Genomic DNA, 24276 nt, shown 5'->3' with positions numbered 1-24276 from the left:
CGCTGCGTTTAGTGGAATTAGGATGAAACCAAACAAATTTAGGCTTTTTACCTCTCATACATCAGTACTGCCCCGTTTGTCGACACTGGTGGTGTGTTTAGGGCTGGCACTGCCAAGCGCGCATAGTTTTGCCAACCAAAATGAACTCAGTGGCGTTAAAAGTGAAATTAGCCGACAGCAAAAGTCGCTCTCTGCGCAGCAAAAAGAGCTCGATAACCTGCAAAAGTCGCTTCGTGAGCAGGAAATAGGCATTTCTAATGTCGAGAAAGAGATAAAAGCCACAACGCAAGCGCTCACTCAAGCCAACAAAAATCTCGATGGTTTCCACAAGCAAGTAGAAGCGCTGACCAAGCAGAAAAAGCAGCAGCAAGAAATCCTCGCTCAGTTGGTACAAACTTATTACGTCACCAAGCAAAATAACTCTGCCTCTGGCGTGCTGAGTACCGATCCAGATCAAGACCGCATTAGTCAGTACTATCAATACCTTGCTAAAGCGCGTGCGCAAACCTTAGAAGAGTTGGCTGACACTGAGCTAAAGCTAGCAGAAAGCGAACGAGCCCTAGAACTTGAGCGCAATCAGATTGCCCAGTTACTTGAGCAGCAGAAAGCGAAGCGCGATGCGCTGGCGAAAAACCGCAGCAGTCGACAAAGCACGGTTTCGAAGATCCGCCGAAGCATTTCCAGCGATAAGAACTATCTCGCCGAACTGCAGCGCAACGAAACTCGCCTCAAAGCGGAAATCGCCAAAGCGGCGAAGCGTAATCAAGTTCCGATGGATGGCCTTGGTCGTCAGAAAGGACGTTTGCCGTGGCCGGTTAAAGGCAAAGTGCTGCACAACTTTGGCACCAAGCAAACGGGGCAAGTCAACTGGAAGGGAATGGTCATTGCGGCCAACTATGGCACATCGGTGAAATCCGTTTATTCGGGCACTGTGGTGTTTGCTGATTATCTGCGTGGCTACGGGCTAGTCGTGTTGCTTGACCATGGTAAAGGCGACATGACCCTCTACGGCTATAACCAAACGCTACTGAAAAAAGAAGGCGATAAAGTCGCGGCCGGCGAAACCATTGCCCTGGCTGGAGATACTGGAGGTCAAGACACCTCGTCTCTCTACTTCGAGATCCGCCGCAACAGTAAAGTACAAAACCCAAAGAGCTGGCTAAAACGCTAATCGCATGCCGCTACTCATTATCATGAGTAGCGCGCTTCTGTCACTTCAATGAGCCTTGCTAGCTCGCTCTCTGGCAGGCCATTAATCCCACCCGCCGCTTCGCGCCCGCCACCAGTCGCAAACTGACTGCAGATCTCCCCTGCCCCTTGTTTATTGTTTACTGGCGCTCTAACCGAGACGGTATAGCTAGCTCACCACTCGCATCCGTTCTAGGCACCAAAGAGATATGCGCTTGATTCGGTGATTCATTCGCCAGTCGATTGATCCAAGTCCCCGACATGCGCCTCGCCGCAGCGCTGTCAGGAAGCAATACCACTTTAAGGTGCGCGGATTCATGACGAGTCTGCGCCGCGCTCAATGCTTTTTCATCCTGCTCGAACGCAGTTTTCAGGAAGTGATAAGGCGAGCTTGGATCGCGGAGACAATCAAAAGGATCATGGTAGGCCAAAAGCTTCTGATACAGGTCAACTGGGTCAAAATGTAAATCTTCTAAGCTCTCACCATAGCCGTTGTAATTGACTAAGGTGCCCAGCTCTTTAAGCGCTTCGCGCTGCTCACGGCTCAGTCCTAAATCAGAGGCCAAGCGCTCAGCGCTCGCCAGCATATTGTCACCATAGGCGGCCGCGATTGCCCAGAGCCTGAACTGCCCTTGCAGCTGCTTATCAACAATCAGCGCAGTACAAGTGTTAGCATCAAGATCGATATGAGCATCAAGATGAGGGCTATCCGGAATCGCAGAGGCTTTGTGGTGATCGATATAGGTAATAGGGACATGATGATCCAAAAGCTCATCAAGCGCGGCTTGGTTCTTATCCATGGAGATATCCAGCACCGTCACTGATCTTGCTTGCCCAACGGGCACACGCTGAAGTAAAGCGATATCACGCTTAATACCGGAGATGAGTATCGATGTTTTGGGCTGCGCTAAACGCAATTGCAGTAGGGCTAGTATGCCATCGGCGTCGCCATTAAATACGTCATAATGCACAGTCACACTCATCCTTTCGTCGTCCCTGAAACCACAAACCCTACTAATAAAGTAGGGTTTGTAACAATACGAATTGGCTATATATCATGCCGTTAGCGAGATCAACTCGTGGTCGAGCCCATGATGCGCACGCCATCTTCAAGAAGCGTCAGCTGCTCTTTACCTCTTGAGGTCGCTAGTGGTTTCACCACATGGATCATCTGCAGCATGCCTTGTTGAATCACTTCTTCGGTGATCTTGGTACGTGGTGACATCGCCGACTGATAGCTTAGCCAACCGACCGCCATCATGTGCAGAGTGGTCACTAACGACTTCAGCTCTTTCTCATTGAGCGTCAGTAACTCCAACTCAACAAAAGCACGTAAGATATTAATCAGATTACCTTGCAGGCGCTCTTGTACTTCAATGTACTCTTCGTGCAATTTGGGATCGCGCTGGAGAATTTCCGGCAAATTAGCGTAGAAGAAACGGTACTTCCACATCAGCGTAAAAATGGAATCTAGGTAGTGCTTTAGTAACGCTAAGCTCTCTTGCTGACCTTGTACCGGAGTGAAGCGCTCAATAAGCTCTTGCGAATAGAGGGCAAAAATCTCACGAACGATCTCTTGTTTGTTTCGGAAATGATAGTAGAGATTGCCTGGCTGATCTCAATGTGCGCCGCAATATGGTTGGTTGTCACGTTGCGCTCGCCATCTGAATTGAACAAGTCGAGGGCGGCGTAGACGATTTTGTCACGTGTTTTCATTCTAACTTTTCCTTTCCCTAGTTAGACTTAGTATACGTCTTGAACTAGTACACGAAAAGTTAATAGATTGTGAGATGCACTGGTTAGACCAACGGACACAAAAAAAGCACTCAATTTGAGTGCTTTTCGATTATTCATATTGGCTAAGTAGGTAATTACTCTACTTCGTCCATTTTACCTAGTAGGTTGCGAATGCGCTCTTGCCATTGGCTGTGCTCACGTTGCATCTGCTCAGACTTTTGCTCAAGTTCTTCACGGCTGCTGCGTAGTTCTTCAGCTTGCGATGCAAGTTGTGCTTTCTCTTCTTTCAATTCCTCAACTTCCATCTGAAGAAGAGCGATTGTGTCCACTGCAGTTTGAATTTTTGCTTCTAGTTGTTCCAGTACTTCAAAAGACATCTCGGCCTACCCTTGTTTGATCCTGTGAAATGAAAATGCTTCATCCTATAGTGCCCCATTCTACTCAGCCTAGAGAAGATAGACACGCTCTATATTGCAGATTTTTCACTATTCGGTCAAAAAAGCGCCGCAAACTCACCCAAGCTTTACCTAGCAAGTGCAACATAGCAGAGTTTTGTTTCTCACTATGCTCAATCATTCAAGATTTTAGCGACAAGATCGCGTCCGAACAGAGAAAAAGGCAAACGTTTCCCTTTTGATATGCTAGAATTCGCGCCGTAAATCATTTGTCAATTTTCATTAGATTGGAGTCAGTATGAAGCGCGATTTAGCAATGGCTTTTTCACGAGTTACCGAAGGTGCCGCCCTAGCAGGCTATAAGTGGCTAGGCCGAGGCGACAAAAATGCTGCCGATGGTGCAGCGGTGGAGGTCATGCGCAGCCTACTGAACAAGACCGACATCGAAGGTGAAATCGTTATTGGTGAAGGTGAAATCGATGACGCACCTATGCTGTACATCGGTGAGCAAGTAGGTATTGGTGGTGATGCCGTCGACATCGCAGTTGATCCTATCGAAGGGACTCGCATGACGGCGATGGGTCAGTCAAATGCCCTTGCAGTGCTTGCCGCTGGTGAAAAAGGCAGCTTCTTGAAAGCGCCAGACATGTACATGGAAAAACTTGTGGTAGGGCCTGGCGCGAAGGGCGTGATTGACCTTAATAAGCCACTGACTGAAAACCTGAAAAACATCGCAGCTGCGCTAGGTAAAACCCTAGATACGCTGGTAGTGACAACGCTTGCTAAGCCACGCCACGACGCCGTCATTGCAGAGATGCAAGCGATGGGTGTTCGCGTTTTCGCTGTGCCAGATGGTGATGTTGCCGCTTCTATCCTAACGTGTATGCCAGATAGCGAAGTGGATGTGATGTACTGTATTGGCGGCGCGCCAGAAGGTGTAGTCTCTGCTGCGGTTATCCGCGCACTTGATGGTGACATGAATGGCCGACTACTGCCACGCCACGTTGTTAAAGGCGATACAGAAGAAAACCGCACTGCAGGCCAAGATGAACTCGCACGCTGTGCTGAAATGGGTGTTGAAGCAAACGTCGTGCTGCGTATGGAAGATATGGCTCGTAGCGACAACGTCGTTTTCTCAGCGACCGGCATTACCAAAGGTGACCTGCTTGAAGGCATCACTCGTCAAGGCAACATCGCAACGACGGAAACCTTGCTGATCCGTGGACGCTGCCGCACGATTCGTCGCATCAAGTCTACGCACTATTTAGAGCGTAAAGATCCAGAAATCCGCGACATCATCCTATAAGTCAATAAAGCTTCGTCAAAGGCGCTGATGGTTATCAGCGCTTTTTTTATATCTATGAGAGTCGATACTGCTGGAATGCTCATCTCAAGATTGTAAATCATTTGCTTTATTAACCTTATCCGCCATAATACCCCGACTATCTTTACCTAAGGCTGAACAAACGAACGGATTCACTGATGAAAGCCACCGACCACATCGTAGACATCATAAAACGCGAAGGCGCTGTCACTGCAAAACACATTGCTGAGCGTTTAGGCATTACCACTATGGGGGCTAGGCAGCACCTACAAAGCCTTGAAGAAGATGGTTTTTTGAAGTTTGAGGATGTCAAAGTCAAGGTCGGCCGCCCAAATAGACATTGGTCACTGACCGCTAAAGGGCATGCCCGTTTCTCTGATCGCCACAGCGATCTAACGCTTCAATTTATCGATGCGATTGAGACTGTGTTCGGCTCCGAAGGATTAGATAAAGTCGCCAAAGAGCGCGAGCAAAACACACTTAATACCTATCGACAACACTTTGAAACGCTGACAGATTTACACAGCAAGGTTCGCAAGCTGGCTGAACTAAGAGAAAAAGATGGCTACATGGCAGAGTGTGAAGCGAATGGGGATGGGTATGTCCTAATAGAAAATCATTGCCCCATTTGCATCGCTGCGACGCGTTGCGAAGCACTGTGCCAATCAGAACTCAATGTATTTCAAAAGCTTGTTGGGGAAAACGTCTCCGTTGAACGCGATGAGCACATCGTCCAAGGTGAAAGACGCTGCGTCTACACCTTCCAACCAAAAGACGAATAAGCCGTCTCACTACTGAGACTTTGAAGGCTTTTTATTTTGTCTTCTGTCATTAGCTCCTAGGCTAACTATACACCCCAACTCAGGATCGGGTTAGGCAGTACCGTTAGTTAGCAGAGGAATGCAGACATGGCAGAGTCGATTTCACTCCCTTCATTTGAAGAGCTGGCAGCAATGGCCAAAGACAACCCAGAACAGCTTAGCCAGCTTCGACATCAGTTGTGTGAGCAGTTCATTGCTGGTTGCTCCAGTGATATGCAGCCAAGACTGCACGCCCAACAGTCTCACATTGAACGGGTACTTCAACGCGCCAAAAACCCGATACATGCCAATGTGCTGTTGAGAGAAGAGCTACACAAACAAATCGTCAAATTTGCCGATGCGCTGCAAGGAGACACGCAAACACCTCAATGCAGTGCAGACATCGTTCCTTTTGATCGTGGGCAAGAGTGGCGCTGACCGAGTAGTACAACCTTTAGCACAAAGACAACAGGCATAAAAAAAGGGAAACCAACGCTTCCCTTTTGCCATTTTGAGCCGCTTATTGCTGAGGCTCATCACCATATTGGTTTTGACCGTCAGTGCCTTTCAAGAAACCACACTCCACCAAGATCCAAGCGCCACAGGCTAACGCAGCCAATGAAATCACACTTTGAACCAATGAAGCTGAGCAGCTGTCGCCGGATCCAGTGTCGGCAAACTCATGCGTCCAAATACGAGCGGTACATTTAATAGCAGCCACCAGCTGGATTTATTACGGTCGTGCCAACGCTTAGCCGTGATCGCCAAGTCAGGGATAAGCAGTACCACCAAGAGTACCGGCAATAAAAAGTGCACCACGTTTGGGAATAGATAGTTCAACCCCTGAGCACATACCATGATGGCTAAGTAATAACAGACATTCCACATCCAGAACGTCTTACGACCAATACGGCCATGAAAAGAAAACAGTAACGACTTTAACGACATCAAATCACTCTCATATTAATTAGTAACCTTTTGAAAGCAGGCTTTGTCCATATCGCGGATATTCACCGTCAAACTCTTAATATGGCTCGCCTGCTCTCTAAGTACTTCCATCAGCTTACGCGACAACTCGCGCTTTTGCTCATCCGTTCGTCCAGACAATAGCTCAAAACTGATGTGCACAAAATCTTCGCTATCCCCGTACTCGCCGATCAACCAGTTGTGGCTGCGCAGTGAACGAGACTTCACCGAGTCAGCATCAAACAACCCACAGTTGAGTGTTACACGGTGCAGATCTTCCAGTAGCCCCTGTACATTCAACCTTTCGTCGGCTGTATTCGAATATTCTAAAACCAGATTCGGCATACGACTTCCCTTTTTTTGGCCAATAGCGACAAGGTATAGCAAGCCGCGAGTAAAATGCCGAGAAGTATTCTATTATTCTGTTTACTGGATCACTTGGGCACGCCATTCAGAGCTCTCTAAACGGGGCAATTGTTAGGATAAGATACCAAAGCGATAAAGAAATGACCCCAATCATGATCTACGTGAATTAATCTGTTATATTCTTTCGTAATCACGTTTATTTTTTACATTCGTTTATTACAAACACTGATTTTGGAGAAAATCTCATGCGTCAACCTGTAGTTATGGGTAACTGGAAACTCAACGGCAGCAAAGCTATGGTAACTGAGCTGCTAACTGGTCTAAACGCTGAACTTGAAGGCGTAACTGGTGTAGACGTGGCGGTAGCTCCACCAGCACTTTACATCGACCTAGCTGAGCGTGTTATCGCAGAAGGCGGCAACAAGATCATCCTTGGTGCACAAAACACTGACCTAAACAACAGCGGTGCTTTCACTGGCGACATGTCTCCAGAAATGCTGAAAGATTTTGGTGCAACTCACATCATCATCGGTCACTCTGAGCGTCGTGAATACCACAACGAATCAGACGAGTTCATCGCTAAGAAATTCGCATTCCTAAAAGAGAACGGCCTGAAGCCAGTTTTCTGTATCGGTGAATCTGAAGCTCAAAACGAAGCTGGCGAAACTGAAGCAGTATGTGCACGTCAAATCAACGCAGTCATCGACGCTTACGGTGTTGAAGCGCTAAACGACGCTATCATCGCATACGAGCCAATCTGGGCTATCGGTACTGGTAAAGCTGCAACTGCAGAAGACGCACAGCGTATCCACGCTTCTATCCGTGCTCTAATCGCAGAGAAAGACGCTGCAGTCGCTGAGCAAGTAATCATCCAATACGGTGGTTCTGTTAAGCCAGAGAACGCAGAAGCTTACTTCTCACAACCAGACATCGACGGTGCTCTAGTTGGTGGTGCATCTCTAGACGCTAAGAGCTTCGCAGCCATCGCTAAAGCAGCGGCAGCAGCAAAAGCTAAGTAATCGAACCGATTACCAAGAGCCGGCTCCATTGAGCCGGCTTTTTTATGTCTGCGTGTCTGCCACTTTACTGCGGGCAAACAAAAACCGCTGCCAAGGCAGCGGTTTTTCTATTCTCGAGAGAAGGCTGAATTAGAACAGCTCTTCCGCTACTTTGAATAGGTCAGTGCGAACTGGACGCTTCATGTTCTCGATAGCATCGATGATGTCATGGTGAACCAGTTGCTCTTTCTGGATACCCACACAACGGCCGCCGTGACCTTCTAGTAGTAGGTGAACCGCGTAGTTACCCATGCGAGATGCTAGAACTCGGTCGAACGCTGTTGGACGACCACCACGCTGGATGTGACCAAGCACTGTCGCGCGAGTTTCACGGCCAGTTGCTTCTTCAATCTCTTTCGCTAGCTCGTTCGCATCCATCATTAGCTCAGTCAGCGCGATGATCGCGTGCTTCTTACCTTTCGCAATACCATCTTGGATGTTGCTGATTAGCTGGTCTTTGTTCAGACCTGTCTCTGGAGTAATAATGTACTCACAGCCGCCTGCAATGGCTGACATTAGGGTTAGGTCACCACAGTGACGGCCCATGATCTCAACGATAGAGATACGTTGGTGAGAAGATGACGTGTCACGTAGACGGTCAATCGCATCGATAACAGTGTTGAGTGCCGTTAGGTAACCGATGGTGTAATCCGTGCCTGCAATATCGTTATCGATAGTGCCTGGAAGACCGATACATGGGTAGCCCATTTCAGTTAGCTTCTTCGCGCCCATGTAAGAGCCGTCACCACCAACAACAACCAGAGCGTCGATGCCGTGCTTTTTCAGGTTCTCAATGGCTTTCTCACGAACTTCCACTTCTTTAAATTCTGGGAATCGCGCAGAGCCTAGGAAGGTACCACCACGGTTGATCACATCAGAAACGCTTGAACGGTCAAGAGGCTTGATGCGGTCTTCGTATAGACCAAGATAGCCGTCGTATACGCCGTACACTTCCAAACCCTCTGACAGAGCAGTACGTACCACGCCGCGTACTGCAGCATTCATACCCGGTGCGTCACCACCACTTGTCAAAACACCAATTTTCTTAATCATGCTCACCCTCGATTTGGCAATCTAATTTTAAATTGTAAGTATGGCACCCTCGAAGGCGACATACGGAAATCTTGTTATCGTTACACTGGACTCAGCGTGTTCCCCAAAACACCACTGACGTAACTTTATTACTTATGTAAGAGTATTACAGTTTATACTGGCTCGTACGTTGATTCACATCAGAATCGCACTTTTTTATCACGCGCATTGATAATAGACAATGGAATTTAACATTGCCATTACGGCAAAACCTCCTCCCACAACGTGTCACCATCTACGCCCAGCCTGCTAAAAGTCTTGCTGCTTTTGCTCTGCTTCTTCGTGAAGCACCACAGAATATGGGTCTTGGTGAATGATCACATCCGCGCCTGGAAACGCTTTAATGACCTCTTCTTCTGCTCTGTCAGCAATACGGTGCGCCTCTATAAGAGGCAGATGGTCATCTAACTCTAAGTGTAACTGAATGAAACGAACCGGGCCTGACATGCGCGTTCTTAGCTGATGCACACCAATCACCCCTTCCACGTCAATACACACCTGACGAATAACAACGAGCTCTTCTTCCGGTAATTGACGATCCAGCAGCGACTGTACCGATTCATAGGCCATTTTTATCGCGCTGACTAAGATAAACACACCAATGCCAATCGCAAACACCGAGTCTGCTTGCCCAACGCCATACCAGCTCAGTCCAAGAGCGACCATGATCGCCACGTTCATATATAGGTCGGTTTGATAATGCAGTGAATCGGCCGCAATCGCTTGGCTACCGGTTTTACGAACCACATATTTTTGAAACGCAACCAAGCCCGACGTCACGATTAAGGCGAATAGACTGACATAAATACCCAACTCAGGCGATTGGAGATCATGCGGCCGGAAGAAACGATCGATACCGTTAAGAATGAGAAAACAAGCAGAGCCCGTGATGAACATCGATTGTGCCAGTGCGGCCAGCGATTCGGCCTTACCATGACCAAAAGTATGCTCTTTATCAGCAGGCTGAAGTGAGTATCGAACCACAATCAAGTTGATCAATGAGGCGGCGATATCGAGCAATGAATCGATCAAAGAAGCCAGTAAGCTTACCGAGCCGGTGACCCACCAAGTGATCACTTTCGCTATTAACAGGATGGTGGCTACCGTGGTCGCTGCCCATGCAGCCGTGGTCACCAGTTTCGCGTAATTGTCCTTCATGCGCTGTGTGGTTGTTCCTTGAAGATATTTCTAAACACAAAGCAAGTATACCGATAAATGATGACAAAAATAGAAAAAGCGACCAAAAATGGTCGCTTAACATTCGCTTGCGTTGTCTTAAAAGCGAGGCTCACTCTAGACTCGCTAGATATGCCGATTACTCAGAAGCGCGTTTTTCTGCACGCTTCTCCATTTTCGACCAACATTTTTCCATACGCTCTTGAGACAGCTCTTTAAACTTCGCTTTCTGCTCTGGTGTTAAAATGCTCATCATTTCATGTTGCTTCTCAAGCATCTTCACGCGGCGCTCCGCTTGCTTCTCAACCATTTGCGTTGCCAATGCGTTCGCCGCATCTGCATCAAACGTGTCGGCTAATACGAGATCTTGCATTTGCTGCTGGTGTGCTTGCATTTCTGCTTTCTTAGCCGTGAAATCGCCATCAAACTTCTGTTTCATCTGCGCTTTGTTCGATTCACGTAGCTGCTTCATCTGCTCTTTTTGTGCATCAGTTAGGTCTAATTCGCGGAACATGCGTTTGCCGTCAAAACCGCCACACATGCCTTCGCCACCTTTACCGTGATGACCACCTTTACCACCGCCGTAAGCGAGTGCACTGGCAGAACCTAGTGCGAGTGGAAGAACCGTTGCAGCGATAACCCATTTCTTTGAAAATTTCATAATCTTTACCCTTATGTGATTCATGCCATGGCTGCCTCTGCAGCGCTTGAGTATAGAATAGAAGCTGAGGCGTAAAGCAACGTACAGTGAGCGTAAAGAATCGTAAAGATCGCTTTTTTGAGCCACGAACGCTTTATTATTACAGGGCACAACAAGACCGAGGTAGATCATGGCACACATTCTTCTTATCGATGACGACACCGAGCTAACTAGCCTTCTCAAAGACATCTTAAGCTATGAGGGCTTTGAGGTTTCAGAGGCCAACGATGGTTTTGCTGGCTTAGAGGCAATGAGCGAGACCATTGATTTAGTATTGATGGATGTGATGATGCCGCGCCTCAATGGTATGGATACGCTTAAGAAGCTACGCGAAAATTGGGATACTCCAGTATTGATGCTGACGGCAAAGGGTGAGGAGATAGACCGTGTCATTGGTCTTGAACTTGGCGCCGATGACTATCTACCTAAGCCATTTAGCGACCGAGAGCTGCTCGCACGCATCAAGGCCATATTAAGGCGCACCAGTAACAAATCAGAATCGAGCTCATCCGATGGCATACGTTTTGATGACATTCAGGTATTCCCAGCCAAACAAGAAGCCACGTGCCAAAGCCAGGCACTCGACCTGACCACCACCGAATTTGCGCTGCTGCACTATTTCGTCCAGCACCCAGGGGAAACGCTAACCAAAGAAGCGCTGAGTCTTGAAGTACTCGGCAAGCGACTGTCAGCATTCGACCGAGCGGTGGATATGCACGTCTCTAACTTACGTAAAAAGCTGCCAGAAAAGAGCGATGGTAAGCCAAGGATTAAAACCTTGCGCGGTCGTGGCTACTTACTGGTGAAGGAGTAAGCATGAAACTGCCAAAAATCAGCAGCCTCTACGGCCGAATTTTTGCGATCTTTTGGTTTACCATGTTGCTGGTACTGATTGCGGTACTGGCACTGCCCCACCTCGATCCTCGCGTGGCGAGAGAAGTCTCCACCGAGGGGCTTGGTCAGATAAAAGCATCTCGTGACAGAATTGAACGTCAGTTTGCCAACGAACCAAGTATTGGTCGTATTGTCTATCAACTGGATAAGTCCGAGCGTATGCACAATAAAGACCGCAAGACAAAAGGACCAAGCTTCTTCATTGTCGATAAAGCCGGCAACATCTTAAGTACTCAGAAGCATGTCGACTTTAAAGAGCGTATGCTGAAAAACTTCATTACCTCGGTTGATACGTTCGACAAGCCAATGCAAAAACTCTACGGCCGTTACATGCTGGTTGGCCCTGTACCGATTAACTTAGCCAAGCAAGAGTATGACCTTTATATCGGTATGCGCTGGAATCAACCTCCGCCGTTTTTACTCAGAATGTTTGATAAACCATTCCAACTTTTGTTAGTGGTGATGGCCGTCAGCACGCCGCTTCTGCTTTGGCTGGCATGGGCACTGAGCCAACCTGCTCGCCGTCTTGAGCGCGCCGCCAAGCGTGTTGCCAAGGGAGAGTTCAATCCAGATCCGACTCTAGAAACTGGCACGACAGAGTTTAAGCAAGCAGGACAAAGTTTTAACCAAATGGTACTGGCTGTGAATCAAATGATTTCCGGTCAGCAAAGGCTACTGTCAGACATCTCCCACGAGCTGCGTTCACCTCTCACAAGGCTCCGCATGGCGACAGGTCTCGCGACCCGTAAGCAAGGTGAGAGCGCAGAACTGACCCGCATAGACACGGAAGCCCAGCGTCTTGAGCAAATGATTGCCGAGCTTTTGGAGCTGTCTCGGATGAACACCGGCAGTCATGTTACCCGCGAAAGTCAGCCAGCAAGCAGCCTTTGGGAGGAGATCTTCAGTGATGCTCAGTTTGAAGCCGAGCAAGTAGGCAAAACTTTGCACTTCTCAACGATTCCGGAGCTCTCTATCGCTGGTAATCCTAAGCTGCTCATGAGTGCGATTGAAAATATCGTGCGTAATGCGATCCGCTATGGTGAGTCCGAGATCAATATTGCGTTGTATCAGCACGATGACATGCTGCACATTATTGTTGAAGACGATGGCCCCGGAGTACCTGATGATGAACTTGAAGATATCTTTAGGCCGTTTTACCGGGTTTCTACCGCTCGCGATCGCGACTCAGGTGGTACTGGCTTAGGGTTGGCAATTACGCAAAGCGCGATTCTTCAACATCGCGGCCAAATCATGGCATCACGTAGTGAATTAGGCGGTCTAAAAATGCACGTAGAGCTGCCACTATAAATCAGGCAACGAAGCGATATTGATTCTACACTCTTTGTGGTAGCCTTCCGGCTCATGCTCAACACAATAAGAGAATCAAGCAGATGAAGATCTTCAGCAATTTCGAAAGTGGCAACATTGAGGTTGTCAGCATTGAGAATAAAGACGATATCCAGCTAAAGATACAAAATGACCATCAGTCTAAGTTTTATCAGTGGTTTCATTTCCGCCTAGAAACTCAGGCTGAACAATCCCACACCATCAAGATCCTTGATTTGGCTAAGTCAGCTACCCTGAAGGCTGGAAAGGTTATGATGTGGTCGCGTCTTACGACCGCGAAGAATGGTTCCGTATTCCATCTGAGTTCGATGGCGACACACTGAGCTTCAACGTGCTACCTGAGCGCGGCTCCATGTATTTCGCTTACTTTGCACCGTACTCTTATGACCGCCACCTCGATCTTTTGCACATGGCGCAAACCGAGCACCACTGCACCCTTGAAACCCTGGGTCATACGTTAGACAACAACGATATGTCACTGCTCACTTTTGGCGAGCCAGAAGAAGGTAAAAAGAACATTTGGGTGATTGCTCGTCAGCACCCAGGCGAGACCATGGCAGAATGGTTTATGGAAGGCCTGATCCAGCGCCTTGTCGATGAAACCGACACCACTGCGCAAGCGCTGCTAGAAAAAGCCGTGCTCTACGTAGTACCAAACATGAACCCAGATGGCGCAAACCGCGGTCACCTGCGCACTAACGCGGTGGGTGTCAACCTAAACCGTGAGTGGCAAACACCTTCTATGGAAAAAAGCCTGAGGTATTCCTAGTACGTGAGAAGATGCTTCAGACGGGCGTCGACATGTTCTTGGACATTCATGGTGATGAAGCGATCCCATACAACTTTGCTGCTGGCTCTGAAGGCATTCCTTCTTATGATGAGAGACACGCCGGTCTTGAGAATGCGTTCAAACAAGCGCTACTCACCATTACTCCTGAGTTCCAAGACGACTATGGCTACGATAAAGACGAGCCGGGTAAGGCAAATCTAACCGTCGGTTCAAACTGGGTTGCTGAGCAGTTCAACTGCTTGTCATACACCATCGAGATGCCGTTTAAGGACAACAACAACTATCCAGATCCTTTGTATGGTTGGTCGCCTGAGCGCAGTATTAAGTTTGGTCATGACATGGTGGCAGCGACGCTGGCTGTGACGGATAAGCTTTAAAATCATGACAGCGTGCGCCCTCGCGTGCGCTGTATTCCTCTCCCCGTCGCTTTACTGTCTACTTCAGGTATACTCATCGCATTGTTTAGTATGAGTCGACAGCCACTATGTTTGATATCGCCCTCTACGAGCCAGAAATTGCTCCAAACACCGGAAACATCATCCGTCTTTGTGCCAACTGCGGTGCAAACCTACACCTTATTGAACCGCTTGGTTTTGATTTAGAAGAGAAGAAAGTACGCCGTGCAGGTCTCGACTATCACGATCTTGCGCGCGTAAAACGCCACAAAGACTACGCGGCGTTTCTTGCTTACTTAGAAGAAAACAACCCGAACTATCGCTTGTTTGCTTGCACCACAAAAACCACCGGCCACCATACCGATGCGAAGTACCAGCAAGGTGATGTGTTGTTGTTTGGTCCAGAAACTCGTGGCTTACCTGCAGAAGTGATTGAAAGCCTGCCAATGGAGCAACGCATTCGCATACCTATGATGCCAGATGCGCGCAGTCTAAACCTATCCAATGCAGTGGCGATTATTGCCTATGAGGCGTGGCGACAGTTTGGTTTTGAAGGGGCGGTTTAAGCCCTTTTTAACGAGAGCGTGACCCGAGCCTGAATGTCAGGCAATAAAAAACCCAGCCGAAGCTGGGTTTTCAATACTTACAAGCAGAAACTTATCAATTATTTGATTTTAGCTTCTTTGTACATAACGTGTTGGCGAACAACTGGATCAAACTTTTTGATCTCAAATTTGCCTGGCATGTTACGCTTGTTCTTGTCAGTTGTGTAGAAGTGACCAGTACCTGCAGAAGATACTAGACGAATTTTCTCACGAATGCCTTTAGCCATTGCTTAATTCCTCTTATACGTTCTCGCCACGAGCGCGAATATCAACAAGAACAGCATCGATGCCTTTCTTATCAATAATACGCATACCCTTAGCGGTTAGACGTAGTTTAACAAAGCGTTTTTCGCTTTCTACCCAGAAACGATGAGTTTGTAGGTTCGGCAGAAAACGACGCTTGGTAGCATTTCGTGCGTGTGAACGGTTGTTACCCGTTACAGGACGCTTACCAGTTACTTGGCATACTCGGGACATGAATGTCTTCTCCAAATCGTTTCAGCTCGATATCAACCTTGGTGGCCGAACCTCAATTATAAGAGGCCATAACCATTATGGAATACCCATACAAGGCTATCAAAGGTCGCGCATTATACTAACTTGACATGCATTGCTCAAGACCCGAACAGATCCTTTTTTAAGGATTTGCTGATCTTTTTCACTTTGAGCTGATGTTGGTTGATAATTTAGTGCGCGAATCATAGCAGAAAATCACCAAAACAAAAGCTCTGTATCACAGTTATTACAATAAAAAACGCTTTCTCCTGTTTAAAGGGCTAAATCCAGCCTCTTTCGACAAACGAGACCACTTCCCCATCGCCAATCACAAAATGGTCAAGCACACGAATATCGACCAGTCCAAGTGCATCACTCAATCTTCTGGTGATCCTTCTGTCGGCCTGACTCGGCTCAGCAATCCCCGATGGATGGTTATGCGCCAGTATTAGCGCCGCGGAGTTATGCTCTAACGCGCGCTTAACCACTTCTCTTGGGTATACAGAAGCCGCGTCTATGGTGCCTTCAAACATCACCTCATCAGCAATCACCCGATTTTGGTTATCTAAAAACAATATATAGAAGGCTTCGCGCTGACGATCGCGCAGTATCGACATCAAATAGTGCTTGGTGTGCTCAGGGCTATTTAAGCTATCACCACGCTGCAGGGTCTCTGATAAATAGCGCTGGCTCATTTCCAGTACCGCTTGAAGCTGCACATACTTAGCGACACCAAGTCCTTTATGCCGACAAAACTCGTCATTGGTAGCGGAAAACAGAGCGCGTAGTGAACCAAACTCAGCCAGCAGATCATCAGCAAGCTGAATCACATTCTTCCCTTTTATCCCGGTTCGTAAAAATATCGCCAGTAACTCAGCATCGGAAAGCGCGTGACTGCCACGGCTAAGTAATTTTTCTCGCGGCATGGAGTCTTTGGGGAGCTGATGTAATGTCATAGCTATATAGAGGGGAAAATCAACATTAGGGAAGTTATGACGCATAACATCAAAAGTTGCAGTAAGCAGGTGATAGGCTGCGAGCCTAGAAGGGACTTTATGTAACTGTTCAGTTTGTTAGTGAGGACTCCTTGCAAAGGTGGGAAAATCTTGTGCCAGCGGTACGACAGTAGCGGCGGAGCATGGCTTTTGCTATCTTAGCCGCAGAAAATTGTAAGGAGCAAGCTATGCAAACTTTAGCGGGTAAGAAAATACTGCTTGGTATTAGCGGTGGCATCGCCGCCTATAAATGTGCCGAGCTAACCAGACGCCTAATCGAACGTGGTGCCGAGGTTCAAGTCGTGATGACGAAAGCGGCAAAAGAATTTATCACCCCACTGACGATGCAAGCCGTTTCGGGAAGACCGGTATCTGATAGCTTGCTTGACCCTGCCGCTGAAGCCTCAATGGGGCACATTGAACTGGCTAAATGGGCAGACTTGGTTCTGCTTGCACCTGCGACTGCCGATCTCATCGGTCGCATGGCGGCCGGAATGGGCAACGATTTACTGACCACGTTAGTGCTCGCCACAGACGCCCCTATTGCGGTGTCACCGGCGATGAATCAACAGATGTATCGCAATATCGCCACCCAAGAGAACATCGCAACGCTTTCCCGTCGTGGCATGATGATTTGGGGACCAGCCGCAGGTGAGCAGGCTTGTGGTGATGTCGGTCCTGGCCGCATGCTCGAGCCAATGCAGTTGGTTGAGCGCTGTGAGCAGTTCTTTGGTCCTAAGCCTTGGTAGGAAAATCGGTGGTGATTACCGCAGGTCCAACGCGTGAAGCGATTGACCCTGTGCGCTATATCTCCAACCACAGCTCTGGAAAAATGGGGTTCGCACTTGCCGAAGCGGCCAGTCAAATGGGCGCTAATGTCACTCTGATTGCAGGTCCCGTTGCGCTTACTACGCCAGTTGGCGTTAAGCGTGTCGATGTGACCAGCGCGCCAGAGATGCACCAGGCATCTCTAGACGCTGCAGTCTCTCACGATATCTTTATAGCTGTGCGGCGGTCGCCGATTACCGCCCTGTCGATGTCGCGACGCAAAAAATCAAAAAGACCGCAGACAACAATGATATGCAGATAGCGATGGTGAAAAACCCAGACATTATCGCCGATGTCGCCTCACTCAGCACGTCTCGTCCATTTACCGTTGGCTTTGCGGCAGAAACCCAAGATGTGGAAACTTACGCATTGGATAAGCTTTCTCGTAAGAATCTGGACATGATTTGTGCAAATGATGTCTCTGTTGCGGGTCAAGGCTTTAACAGTGATTCAAATGCGATTACCGTGTACTGGCAAGGCGGACAGCAAGCGCTTGGTAGCGCAAAGAAAATCGAGTTAGGCCGCGCTATTCTCGAGTGCATCAGTGCTAAGCTCATCAACGCATAGCTCTCTGAGGCATAGCTCGCTAACGCTAGGCAGTTAAAGGCCGCGTGGTACAAACACTGCGCCGCCTCACTCCCTCTGCTCGCCCACCTTGCGAGATAGATTGTTACACACTTCAACCATTTAGCACGTTGAACTGTGTGGATAAAACGCGCTTAGGTACACTAACAGATTCACTTATGGGCGTTATCGTGCTGATTTCGGCATGCAGTAATCAAAAGGAATAGGATTTATGTCCGCTACGAGAAAGTCGAACCGAAAAGAGGAGATCCTTCAGGCTCTTGCTCAGATGCTAGAGTCCAACGAAGGGACGTCTCGCATCACGACCGCAAAACTTGCCAAGCAAGTGGGCGTGTCTGAAGCGGCACTCTATCGTCATTTTCCAAGCAAAGCGCGTATGTTTGAAGGACTGATTGAGTTCATCGAAGAGTCGCTCATGTCTCGCATCAACCGCATTTTAGATGAAGAAAAAGACACCCTGACTCGCATTCGTCTGGTGTTGCAATTGATTCTGGCGTTTTCTGAACGTAATCCAGGTTTGAGTCGCATTCTCTCTGGCCATGCTCTAATGTTTGAGAATGAACGATTACGTGACCGAATTAATCAGCTTTATGAAAGAATTGAGACATCTCTGCGTCAAATTTTGCGTGAGCGCAAGATTCGTGAAGGCAAAAGCTTCCCGGTGGATGAAAAGATCCTCGCAGCTCAATTACTCGGTCAAGTAGAAGGCAGCTTGAACCGCTTTGTTCGTTCTGATTTTAAATACACCCCTACGTCCACCTTTGACGAGTACTGGGCGCTGCTAAAACTACAACTGCAATAACGCTAATGAAAATTGACAAAAAACCGGACTTCAGCCTGTCACTGCTGCATCCCAAACACTGGGGCGTGTGGATAGGCTTTGGCCTGTTGGCACTGATTGTCAACCTGCTACCTTACGCGCTGCTGTATAAACTCGGTCGTGGCCTTGGCAAATTCGCCATGCGCTTTGGCGGCAAGCGCGCTCAAATTGCGCGTCGTAACCTAGAGTTGGCATTTCCAGAAAAAAGCCCTCAAGAAATAGACGCCTTTGTGGAAGAGAACTTTAAGAACTCTGGCATGGCGCTCATCGAAACGGGCATTACTTGGTTTTGGCCAACTTGGCGCTTTAAACGTATTCTGGTCGAGAAAGACATCAGTGCACTTAGCAACATGAAGCCAACAATAAAGGCGTACTGCTGTGCTGCGTGCACGCACTCAACCTTGAGATCACCGCTCGCGCTTTTGCTGTGCTGGGGCTCCCAGGGTATGGCGCCTATCGTCCACACAGTAATCCCGCTTACGAATTCATCCAGTACCGCGGTCGTACTCGCAACGGCAACAAACTGATTTATCGTACCGATTTAAAATCGATGATCCGCGTCATGCGCCAAGGTCACCGTTTGTTCTACCTTCCGGATCAAGATTATGGTCACAACAAATCTGTGTTCGTACCTTTCTTTGCCGTAGAAGAAGCCTGCACCACCACGGGCACCAGTATATTGGCTTACACCAGTAAGTGTGCCATCGTTCCAGGATCTGGTTTTAGAAATGCCGATGGTAAATATGAGATCATCGCTGACATCTCCATTGAAGATGAATATCCAAAGAAAGACGAAGTGGCCGCAGCAGCACTAATGAATCAGTACGTAGAGAAGATCATTTTGCGCGCGCCAGAACAGTGGCTATGGATGCACAAGCGATTCAAGTCGGTTCCTGACGAAACCAAAACTAACTCTCGCTATCTGTAACGAGTAGGCATTATGAGCAATCAAGAACATATCGATAAAAACCTCTATGATCCTCGTTTCCAGTGGGCATTTTTACACCCAAAACACTGGGGTACGTGGCTTGGCATCCTGCTTGCGGTGTTCCTAGCTTTTGTTCCCGCGAAGCCTCGCGATCGTTTCGCGCGCTATATTTCCGGGATCATTGTCGGTAAAAATGGTCGCGTTGTCAGACGCACTCGTCTAAACCTAGAAAAATGCTTTCCGGAGAAATCCGAGCAAGAGATCCAGCGCATCGTTGAAGAGACCTTTGCCAAAGCAGGCCAATACCTGCTGGGTTACTCTGAGTTTTTAGTGCGCTCAACCAAGCACAATCAAAATCGTGGTGTGATGATTGGTGAAGAGAACCTACTGCCGCTATTGGATGCGGGCGAGAACGTCATCATCTTGGCGCCGCACGCGTGGGCAGTGGACTATCCTGCGGTTATGCTAGCAGCTCAAGGCCATAAAGTAGCCACCATCATGAAGCCGCAGAACAACCCAATCGGTGATTGGCTGATGCACGTCCAGCGCATGCAGTATGGGGGACGCATCTTTGCTCGCAGCGCCGGCGTAAAGCCGTTTGTTCGCTCCATCAAGGATGGTTACATCGGTTATTGGCTGCCAGATGAAGATCATGGCCCACAAAACTCGGTGTTTGTGCCCTTCTTTGCTGCAGAAAAAGCGACCCTAAAAGGGTTTGGTAAAATGTCGCGTCTGTCTCGCGCTAAGGTGGTACCAGTACTGCCAGCCTACAATGACCAAACTAGCAAATACGAAGTACACATTCTGCCAGCGATCGACAACTTCCCGACGGGAGATGAAGAACAAGACGCACGGGCAATGAACGCCGCCATTGAAGAGCTGCTGCGTGACAAGCCGGAACAGTACATGTGGAACCTATATCTGCTAGAAACTCAGCGCGATGGCAAACGTATTTACGACAATATCTAACGCTGGCTGAGTGTTATCGCCCGTTACCCCAAAAGGGCGAACGACTGCCATGAAAAAAGCGCTTGCCTCGGCAAGCGCTTTTTTATTCTCAGCATTCAGTATCACTACTTCTGGCACACATCGCAAAAGAAAGTGTTTCGCTGACCTATCTTCATCTCTTTGATCGGCTCACCGCAGCCATGACAAGGTTGTTTAGCTCGCCCATATACGTGTAGCTCCTGGGCAAAATAGCCAGGCTTACCGTCCGTTTGCGAAAAGTCTTTTAGCGTAGTTCCACCTTGAGTGATCGCTTGTGCTAGCACCTGTTTGATTTCTGTTACTAGGGTTTGCCATTGATTCAACGTCACTTTATAAGTCGGTGTCGTCGGAAGAATACCCGCACTAAAAAGTGACTCACAAGCGTAGATGTTCCCCACCCCGACCACGTTCGCGTTATTCATAATGAAGGTTTTAATCGCGACCCGTTTATTCTTCGCGCGCGAGAGCATCCAATCCGCATTGAACTCGTCCGTAAGAGGTTCTGGGCCACAGTTATCCAAAAGCTCATGGGACTTACCCGGAGCACACCACAACCAAGCCCCAAAGCGGCGTGGGTCGTTGTAGCGCATGACCTTACCGTTGCTAAGCACCAAGTCAACGTGGTCATGCTTTTCAGCTGGCGGCGGGTTTTCCAATACACGCAGACTGCCCGACATCCCTAAGTGAACAATGGCAGTGCCTTTGGGGGTGTCTAACAACAAATACTTAGCTCGTCTGCGTATTGCGGTTATGGGCTCACCATGTAGATCATGGATCTCTTCCGGGATCCACCAGCGCAACTGACGCTGGCGCACGATGATCTCTTGAATGGTTTGTTCCAATAGATGCGGGCTAATCCCACGGCGAGAAACTTCAACTTCTGGTAATTCTGGCATGATGTCTACGCTTAACTGGTCATTGACTGAGTGGACAAGAAATAGATGCGTTTATCTCGCACCCTGTGGCAGTAGTTCACTGCCTTCAAAGCTTACCGCTACCCATAGGCCATCGTAGGTGCTGAGCAGCCAAAACTGCTCCAACGGGTAAGCGGTAATACGCTGCGGCTCTTCAACCTCGTGATACCACACTTCGATCGTCATCGGATGCTCAAACGCAGGCTTAAGCTTCTGATAGGTGACATTATCAACGGGCGTGCCCTGCATCGCCTTCCAGCGTGCTACGACGCCTTCAGCATCTTGATTCCATTTATTAGGAATCGCGCGCCAGGTATCACTCTGCTTGTAAAACTGGATACCAGCGTAGTTGATTTCTATTGGCTCGACACTTGGGTCAAGCACCAAACCTTCACTCGCCTGCGCTGCTGGCTCCAGCAAATATTGCTTGATCAGAGTCGGCGCAGCCATCATCAACATAAAAAAAGCAATGCCAATGATAAGCACATTGTTCCAGCTACGTCGTGAAAGCTTGATGCGGTTAAATATCATTAGTTCAGCTTGTTACGGTCGTCATCGTCTTTACGTTCAAACTCACCTTCAAAGGTGTTGCCATCGCGCTGATGGTCGCGATGGGAATCAAACGGTCCTTGCTGGAAGTCACCTTGATGAAAACCGCCTTGATGGAACCCTCCAGACATGCTTTTCACGACCACTTTACTCATTAGGTATTTGGCAATGGCCGCGCGCGGTGCTGGCAGCAATACCAGCATCCCCATCGCATCCGTCATAAAGCCCGGGGTAAGGAGCAGCACACCTGAGACCGCCAACATCACCCCTTCAACAATTTGTTGCGCTGGCATTTCACCTTGCTGCAGCTTCGACTGTACTGACATCAGGGTTTGCAAGCCTTGACTACGCACTAGTGAGGCGCCCACTACCGCCGTCAATAGCACTAGGCCGATAGTAGCCATAAGCCCAAAAAACCGCCGACTTGGATAAATAGCCCAATCTCAATGATTGGAACAAAAATAAATAGCAATAACAGTATCGGAAACACACGCTCCTCCTTGGTTTGCTGTCAGTTTACGCCTACCCTTTACTAAACCACAAATAAATTACTCAGATTCAACCGTTAAGCGCACAAAATGAGTTTTTCAAAATATAAATCGACTCAGTTATTGGGGAGAATTTTATGAGCAAAATCTCATCTCACGAGGACTTTGTCGACCTTTGCAATAATTAAGTGAAAAAGGTGATCTGGCTACTATTTTTATGTGCCACTTTGAGTAATATGTACCCCATAAGTCAGGACGTAATAACTAGCCAATTATTCTGGCGAATGGATTCTTAATACAGATTTGGCAAAAAGAACTGTAACTAACGCAGAATTATTCTCTAAGGATCCAAAATATGGCGACAACTACTATTGAGCAAACAGTTGCGACTCAAGCCACTCGTATTGAAGAAGATCTATTAGGCCAACGTCATGTCCCGGCCGATGCTTATTACGGCATCCACACGCTACGCGCTATCGAAAACTTTAATATCTCCAATGTGACCATTTCTGATGTGCCCGATTTTGTTCGCGGTATGGTCATGACCAAGAAAGCCGCTGCGCTCGCCAACAAAGAGCTTGGCGTGATTCCAAAAGACATCGCTCAATATATTATTCAAGCTTGTGACGTGATCCTTGAAACAGGCAAGTGCATGGATCAGTTCCCATCGGACGTGTTCCAAGGCGGCGCCGGCACCTCTGTGAACATGAACACCAACGAAGTGATCGCGAACGTGGCACTTGAACTGATGGGCAAAGAGAAAGGCCAATATGAGTTCATTAACCCAAATGATCACGTTAACAAGAGTCAATCAACAAACTGTGCTTACCCGACGGGCTTCCGTATCGCTGTCTACAACAGCGTACAAAAGCTCATCGATGCAATTGAATATCTAAAAGGCGCATTCGAAGCGAAGAGCAAGAGTTCTCTACCATTCTGAAAATGGGCCGTACTCAGCTTCAAGATGCGGTGCCAATGACAGTAGGCCAAGAATTCCACGCTTGGCAGTCACGCTGAACGAAGAGATCCGTGCTCTAGAGTACACCTCTAAACTACTGCTGGAAGTGAACATCGGCGCAACAGCCATCGGTACTGGCCTAAACGCAGCGCAAGGCTACCAAGAGCTTGCCGTTAAACACCTATCTGAGGTAACAGGTCTGGAGTGTGTACCTGCAGAAGATCTTATTGAAGCGACCTCTGACTGTGGCGCGTATGTAATGACGCACGGTGCACTTAAGCGCCTAGCGGTGAAACTGTCTAAGATTTGTAATGACCTACGCCTGCTTTCTTCTGGTCCGCGCGCGGGTCTTAACGAGCTAAACCTACCTGAACTGCAAGCGGGTTCTTCTATCATGCCAGCGAAAGTGAACCCAGTGGTTCCTGAAGTGGTGAACCAAGTGTGCTTTAAAGTGCTTGGTAACGACAACACCGTTTCTTTCGCTGCGGAAGGCGGTCAGCTTCAGCTTAACGTCATGGAGCCAGTGATTGCACAAAGCATGTTTGAATCTCTGGATATTCTGAAAAATGCCTGTATCAACCTGCGCGACAAGTGCATCGATGGCATTACTGTGAATAAAGAAGTGTGCGAGAGCTACGTTTACAACTCAATTGGTATCGTCACTTATCTCAACCCTTACATCGGTCACCATGAAGGCGACATCGTCGGTAAGATCTGTGCAGAGACCGGTAAGAGCGTAAAAGAAGTGGTACTTGAGCGCGGCCTTCTATCTGAAGAAGAGTTAGATGACATTTTCTCAGTGGACAATCTGATGAAACCTCAGTATAAAGCCAAGCGCTACGAGTAATGACGCCTAAAGGCTCTCCCGATTTGGGGGAGCCTTTTTAGTACCTATT

General features: G+C 48.3%; 20 protein-coding genes and 8 pseudogenes. 14 read left to right on the top strand and 14 right to left on the bottom strand.

What is annotated here, in order from left to right; translation table 11 throughout:
• Positions 1-22 precede the first annotated feature (22 nt).
• Positions 23-1171, top strand: coding sequence for a murein hydrolase activator EnvC family protein (locus tag TZ48_RS07050; protein ID WP_112478698.1), 1149 nt, complete (start codon positions 23-25; stop codon positions 1169-1171).
• A gap of 20 nt (positions 1172-1191) precedes the next feature.
• Here TZ48_RS07050 and TZ48_RS07045 read toward each other — a convergent pair.
• The 3 genes and pseudogenes from TZ48_RS07045 to zapB all read right to left on the bottom strand — a co-directional run bounded on the left by TZ48_RS07045 (position 1192) and on the right by zapB (position 3302).
• Positions 1192-2159 (bottom strand): annotated as a pseudogene (locus TZ48_RS07045) (DHH family phosphoesterase).
• A gap of 101 nt (positions 2160-2260) precedes the next feature.
• Positions 2261-2904: pseudogene (locus TZ48_RS07040) on the bottom strand (TetR/AcrR family transcriptional regulator).
• Between the two features lie 155 nt (positions 2905-3059).
• A complete protein-coding gene (zapB, locus tag TZ48_RS07035; protein WP_042502227.1) occupies positions 3060-3302 on the bottom strand; it encodes a cell division protein ZapB in 243 nt (80 codons plus the stop codon).
• 316 nt (positions 3303-3618) lie between these two features.
• Between zapB and glpX the strand changes: the two genes are divergently transcribed.
• From glpX to TZ48_RS07020, 3 genes are all read left to right on the top strand, one after another.
• Positions 3619-4626, top strand: coding sequence for a class II fructose-bisphosphatase (glpX, locus tag TZ48_RS07030; RefSeq protein ID WP_112478697.1), 1008 nt, complete (start codon positions 3619-3621; stop codon positions 4624-4626).
• A 176-nt stretch (positions 4627-4802) separates the two neighbouring features.
• On the top strand, positions 4803-5426 hold the full coding sequence (locus tag TZ48_RS07025; RefSeq protein ID WP_112478696.1) for a helix-turn-helix transcriptional regulator: 624 nt from the start codon (positions 4803-4805) through the stop codon (positions 5424-5426).
• Positions 5427-5552: 126 nt separating this feature from the next.
• Complete coding sequence (locus tag TZ48_RS07020) at positions 5553-5882, top strand: DUF3135 domain-containing protein (protein ID WP_112478695.1); 330 nt, start codon at positions 5553-5555, stop codon at positions 5880-5882.
• A gap of 82 nt (positions 5883-5964) precedes the next feature.
• On the opposite strand, the pseudogene TZ48_RS07015 reads toward TZ48_RS07020, so the two are convergent.
• Positions 5965-6392: pseudogene (locus TZ48_RS07015) on the bottom strand (DUF805 domain-containing protein).
• Between the two features lie 15 nt (positions 6393-6407).
• The gene (locus TZ48_RS07010) at positions 6408-6755 is read right to left on the bottom strand and encodes a 5-carboxymethyl-2-hydroxymuconate Delta-isomerase (protein ID WP_042502220.1); all 348 of its coding nucleotides are present in this window, start codon (positions 6753-6755) and stop codon (positions 6408-6410) included.
• Positions 6756-7021: 266 nt separating this feature from the next.
• On the opposite strand from TZ48_RS07010, the gene tpiA reads away from it, so the two are divergent.
• Entirely contained in the window at positions 7022-7795 is a 774-nt protein-coding gene (gene tpiA / locus TZ48_RS07005; RefSeq protein WP_042478835.1) for a triose-phosphate isomerase, read from the top strand.
• Between the two features lie 129 nt (positions 7796-7924).
• Here the strand turns inward: tpiA and pfkA are convergent, their stop codons facing one another.
• The 3 genes from pfkA to TZ48_RS06990 form a co-directional block, all read right to left on the bottom strand.
• Positions 7925-8887 carry a 6-phosphofructokinase gene (gene pfkA, locus TZ48_RS07000; RefSeq protein WP_112478694.1) on the bottom strand — a complete coding sequence of 321 codons (963 nt, stop codon included), beginning with the start codon at positions 8885-8887 and terminating at the stop codon, positions 7925-7927.
• A 288-nt stretch (positions 8888-9175) separates the two neighbouring features.
• Entirely contained in the window at positions 9176-10084 is a 909-nt protein-coding gene (gene fieF / locus TZ48_RS06995) for a CDF family cation-efflux transporter FieF (protein WP_112478693.1), read from the bottom strand.
• A gap of 157 nt (positions 10085-10241) precedes the next feature.
• Positions 10242-10763, bottom strand: a complete 522-nt coding sequence (locus TZ48_RS06990) for a CpxP family protein (RefSeq protein ID WP_112478711.1) — start codon at positions 10761-10763, stop codon at positions 10242-10244.
• 169 nt (positions 10764-10932) lie between these two features.
• Here TZ48_RS06990 and TZ48_RS06985 point away from each other — a divergent pair, with 169 nt between their 5' ends.
• From TZ48_RS06985 to trmL, 4 genes and pseudogenes are all read left to right on the top strand, one after another.
• Positions 10933-11616 carry a response regulator gene (locus tag TZ48_RS06985; RefSeq protein WP_112478692.1) on the top strand — a complete coding sequence of 228 codons (684 nt, stop codon included), beginning with the start codon at positions 10933-10935 and terminating at the stop codon, positions 11614-11616.
• A gap of 2 nt (positions 11617-11618) precedes the next feature.
• Positions 11619-13004 carry an envelope stress sensor histidine kinase CpxA gene (gene cpxA, locus TZ48_RS06980; RefSeq protein ID WP_112478691.1) on the top strand — a complete coding sequence of 462 codons (1386 nt, stop codon included), beginning with the start codon at positions 11619-11621 and terminating at the stop codon, positions 13002-13004.
• 83 nt (positions 13005-13087) lie between these two features.
• A pseudogene (locus TZ48_RS06975) lies at positions 13088-14210 on the top strand (M14 family metallopeptidase).
• 107 nt (positions 14211-14317) lie between these two features.
• Positions 14318-14794, top strand: coding sequence for a tRNA (uridine(34)/cytosine(34)/5-carboxymethylaminomethyluridine(34)-2'-O)-methyltransferase TrmL (gene trmL / locus TZ48_RS06970; RefSeq protein ID WP_042502212.1), 477 nt, complete (start codon positions 14318-14320; stop codon positions 14792-14794).
• Between the two features lie 98 nt (positions 14795-14892).
• On the opposite strand, the gene rpmG is transcribed toward trmL, so the two are convergent.
• The 3 genes from rpmG to radC all read right to left on the bottom strand — a co-directional run bounded on the left by rpmG (position 14893) and on the right by radC (position 16284).
• Positions 14893-15060, bottom strand: a complete 168-nt coding sequence (rpmG, locus tag TZ48_RS06965; protein ID WP_002535344.1) for a 50S ribosomal protein L33 — start codon at positions 15058-15060, stop codon at positions 14893-14895.
• A gap of 13 nt (positions 15061-15073) precedes the next feature.
• Entirely contained in the window at positions 15074-15310 is a 237-nt protein-coding gene (rpmB, locus tag TZ48_RS06960) for a 50S ribosomal protein L28 (RefSeq protein WP_004728407.1), read from the bottom strand.
• Positions 15311-15609: 299 nt separating this feature from the next.
• Entirely contained in the window at positions 15610-16284 is a 675-nt protein-coding gene (gene radC, locus TZ48_RS06955) for a RadC family protein (RefSeq protein ID WP_112478690.1), read from the bottom strand.
• A 227-nt stretch (positions 16285-16511) separates the two neighbouring features.
• On the opposite strand from radC, the pseudogene coaBC reads away from it, so the two are divergent.
• From coaBC to lpxM, 4 genes and pseudogenes are all read left to right on the top strand, one after another.
• Positions 16512-17718 (top strand): annotated as a pseudogene (gene coaBC, locus TZ48_RS06950) (bifunctional phosphopantothenoylcysteine decarboxylase/phosphopantothenate--cysteine ligase CoaBC).
• Positions 17719-17947: 229 nt separating this feature from the next.
• Entirely contained in the window at positions 17948-18538 is a 591-nt protein-coding gene (gene slmA / locus TZ48_RS06945) for a nucleoid occlusion factor SlmA (protein ID WP_042502207.1), read from the top strand.
• A gap of 5 nt (positions 18539-18543) precedes the next feature.
• Positions 18544-19484, top strand: a pseudogene (locus TZ48_RS06940) (Kdo(2)-lipid IV(A) acyltransferase).
• A gap of 12 nt (positions 19485-19496) precedes the next feature.
• Complete coding sequence (gene lpxM, locus TZ48_RS06935; RefSeq protein ID WP_112478689.1) at positions 19497-20453, top strand: lauroyl-Kdo(2)-lipid IV(A) myristoyltransferase; 957 nt, start codon at positions 19497-19499, stop codon at positions 20451-20453.
• A gap of 104 nt (positions 20454-20557) precedes the next feature.
• Here the strand turns inward: lpxM and mutM are convergent, their stop codons facing one another.
• The 3 genes and pseudogenes from mutM to TZ48_RS06920 form a co-directional block, all read right to left on the bottom strand.
• The gene (mutM, locus tag TZ48_RS06930; RefSeq protein ID WP_112478688.1) at positions 20558-21367 is read right to left on the bottom strand and encodes a bifunctional DNA-formamidopyrimidine glycosylase/DNA-(apurinic or apyrimidinic site) lyase; all 810 of its coding nucleotides are present in this window, start codon (positions 21365-21367) and stop codon (positions 20558-20560) included.
• A 51-nt stretch (positions 21368-21418) separates the two neighbouring features.
• A complete protein-coding gene (locus TZ48_RS06925) occupies positions 21419-21916 on the bottom strand; it encodes a hypothetical protein (protein ID WP_112478687.1) in 498 nt (165 codons plus the stop codon).
• A pseudogene (locus TZ48_RS06920) lies at positions 21916-22424 on the bottom strand (FxsA family protein). Before TZ48_RS06920 ends, TZ48_RS06925 begins: the two are co-directional and overlap by 1 nt.
• Before the next feature lie 353 nt (positions 22425-22777).
• On the opposite strand from TZ48_RS06920, the pseudogene aspA reads away from it, so the two are divergent.
• Positions 22778-24227 (top strand): annotated as a pseudogene (aspA, locus tag TZ48_RS06915) (aspartate ammonia-lyase).
• The last annotated feature ends 49 nt before the right edge of the window (positions 24228-24276 follow it).

Source organism: Vibrio variabilis (assembly GCF_003263785.1).
Lineage (GTDB): Bacteria > Pseudomonadota > Gammaproteobacteria > Enterobacterales > Vibrionaceae > Vibrio > Vibrio variabilis.
This window is presented reverse-complemented; position numbering and strand designations above follow the sequence as displayed.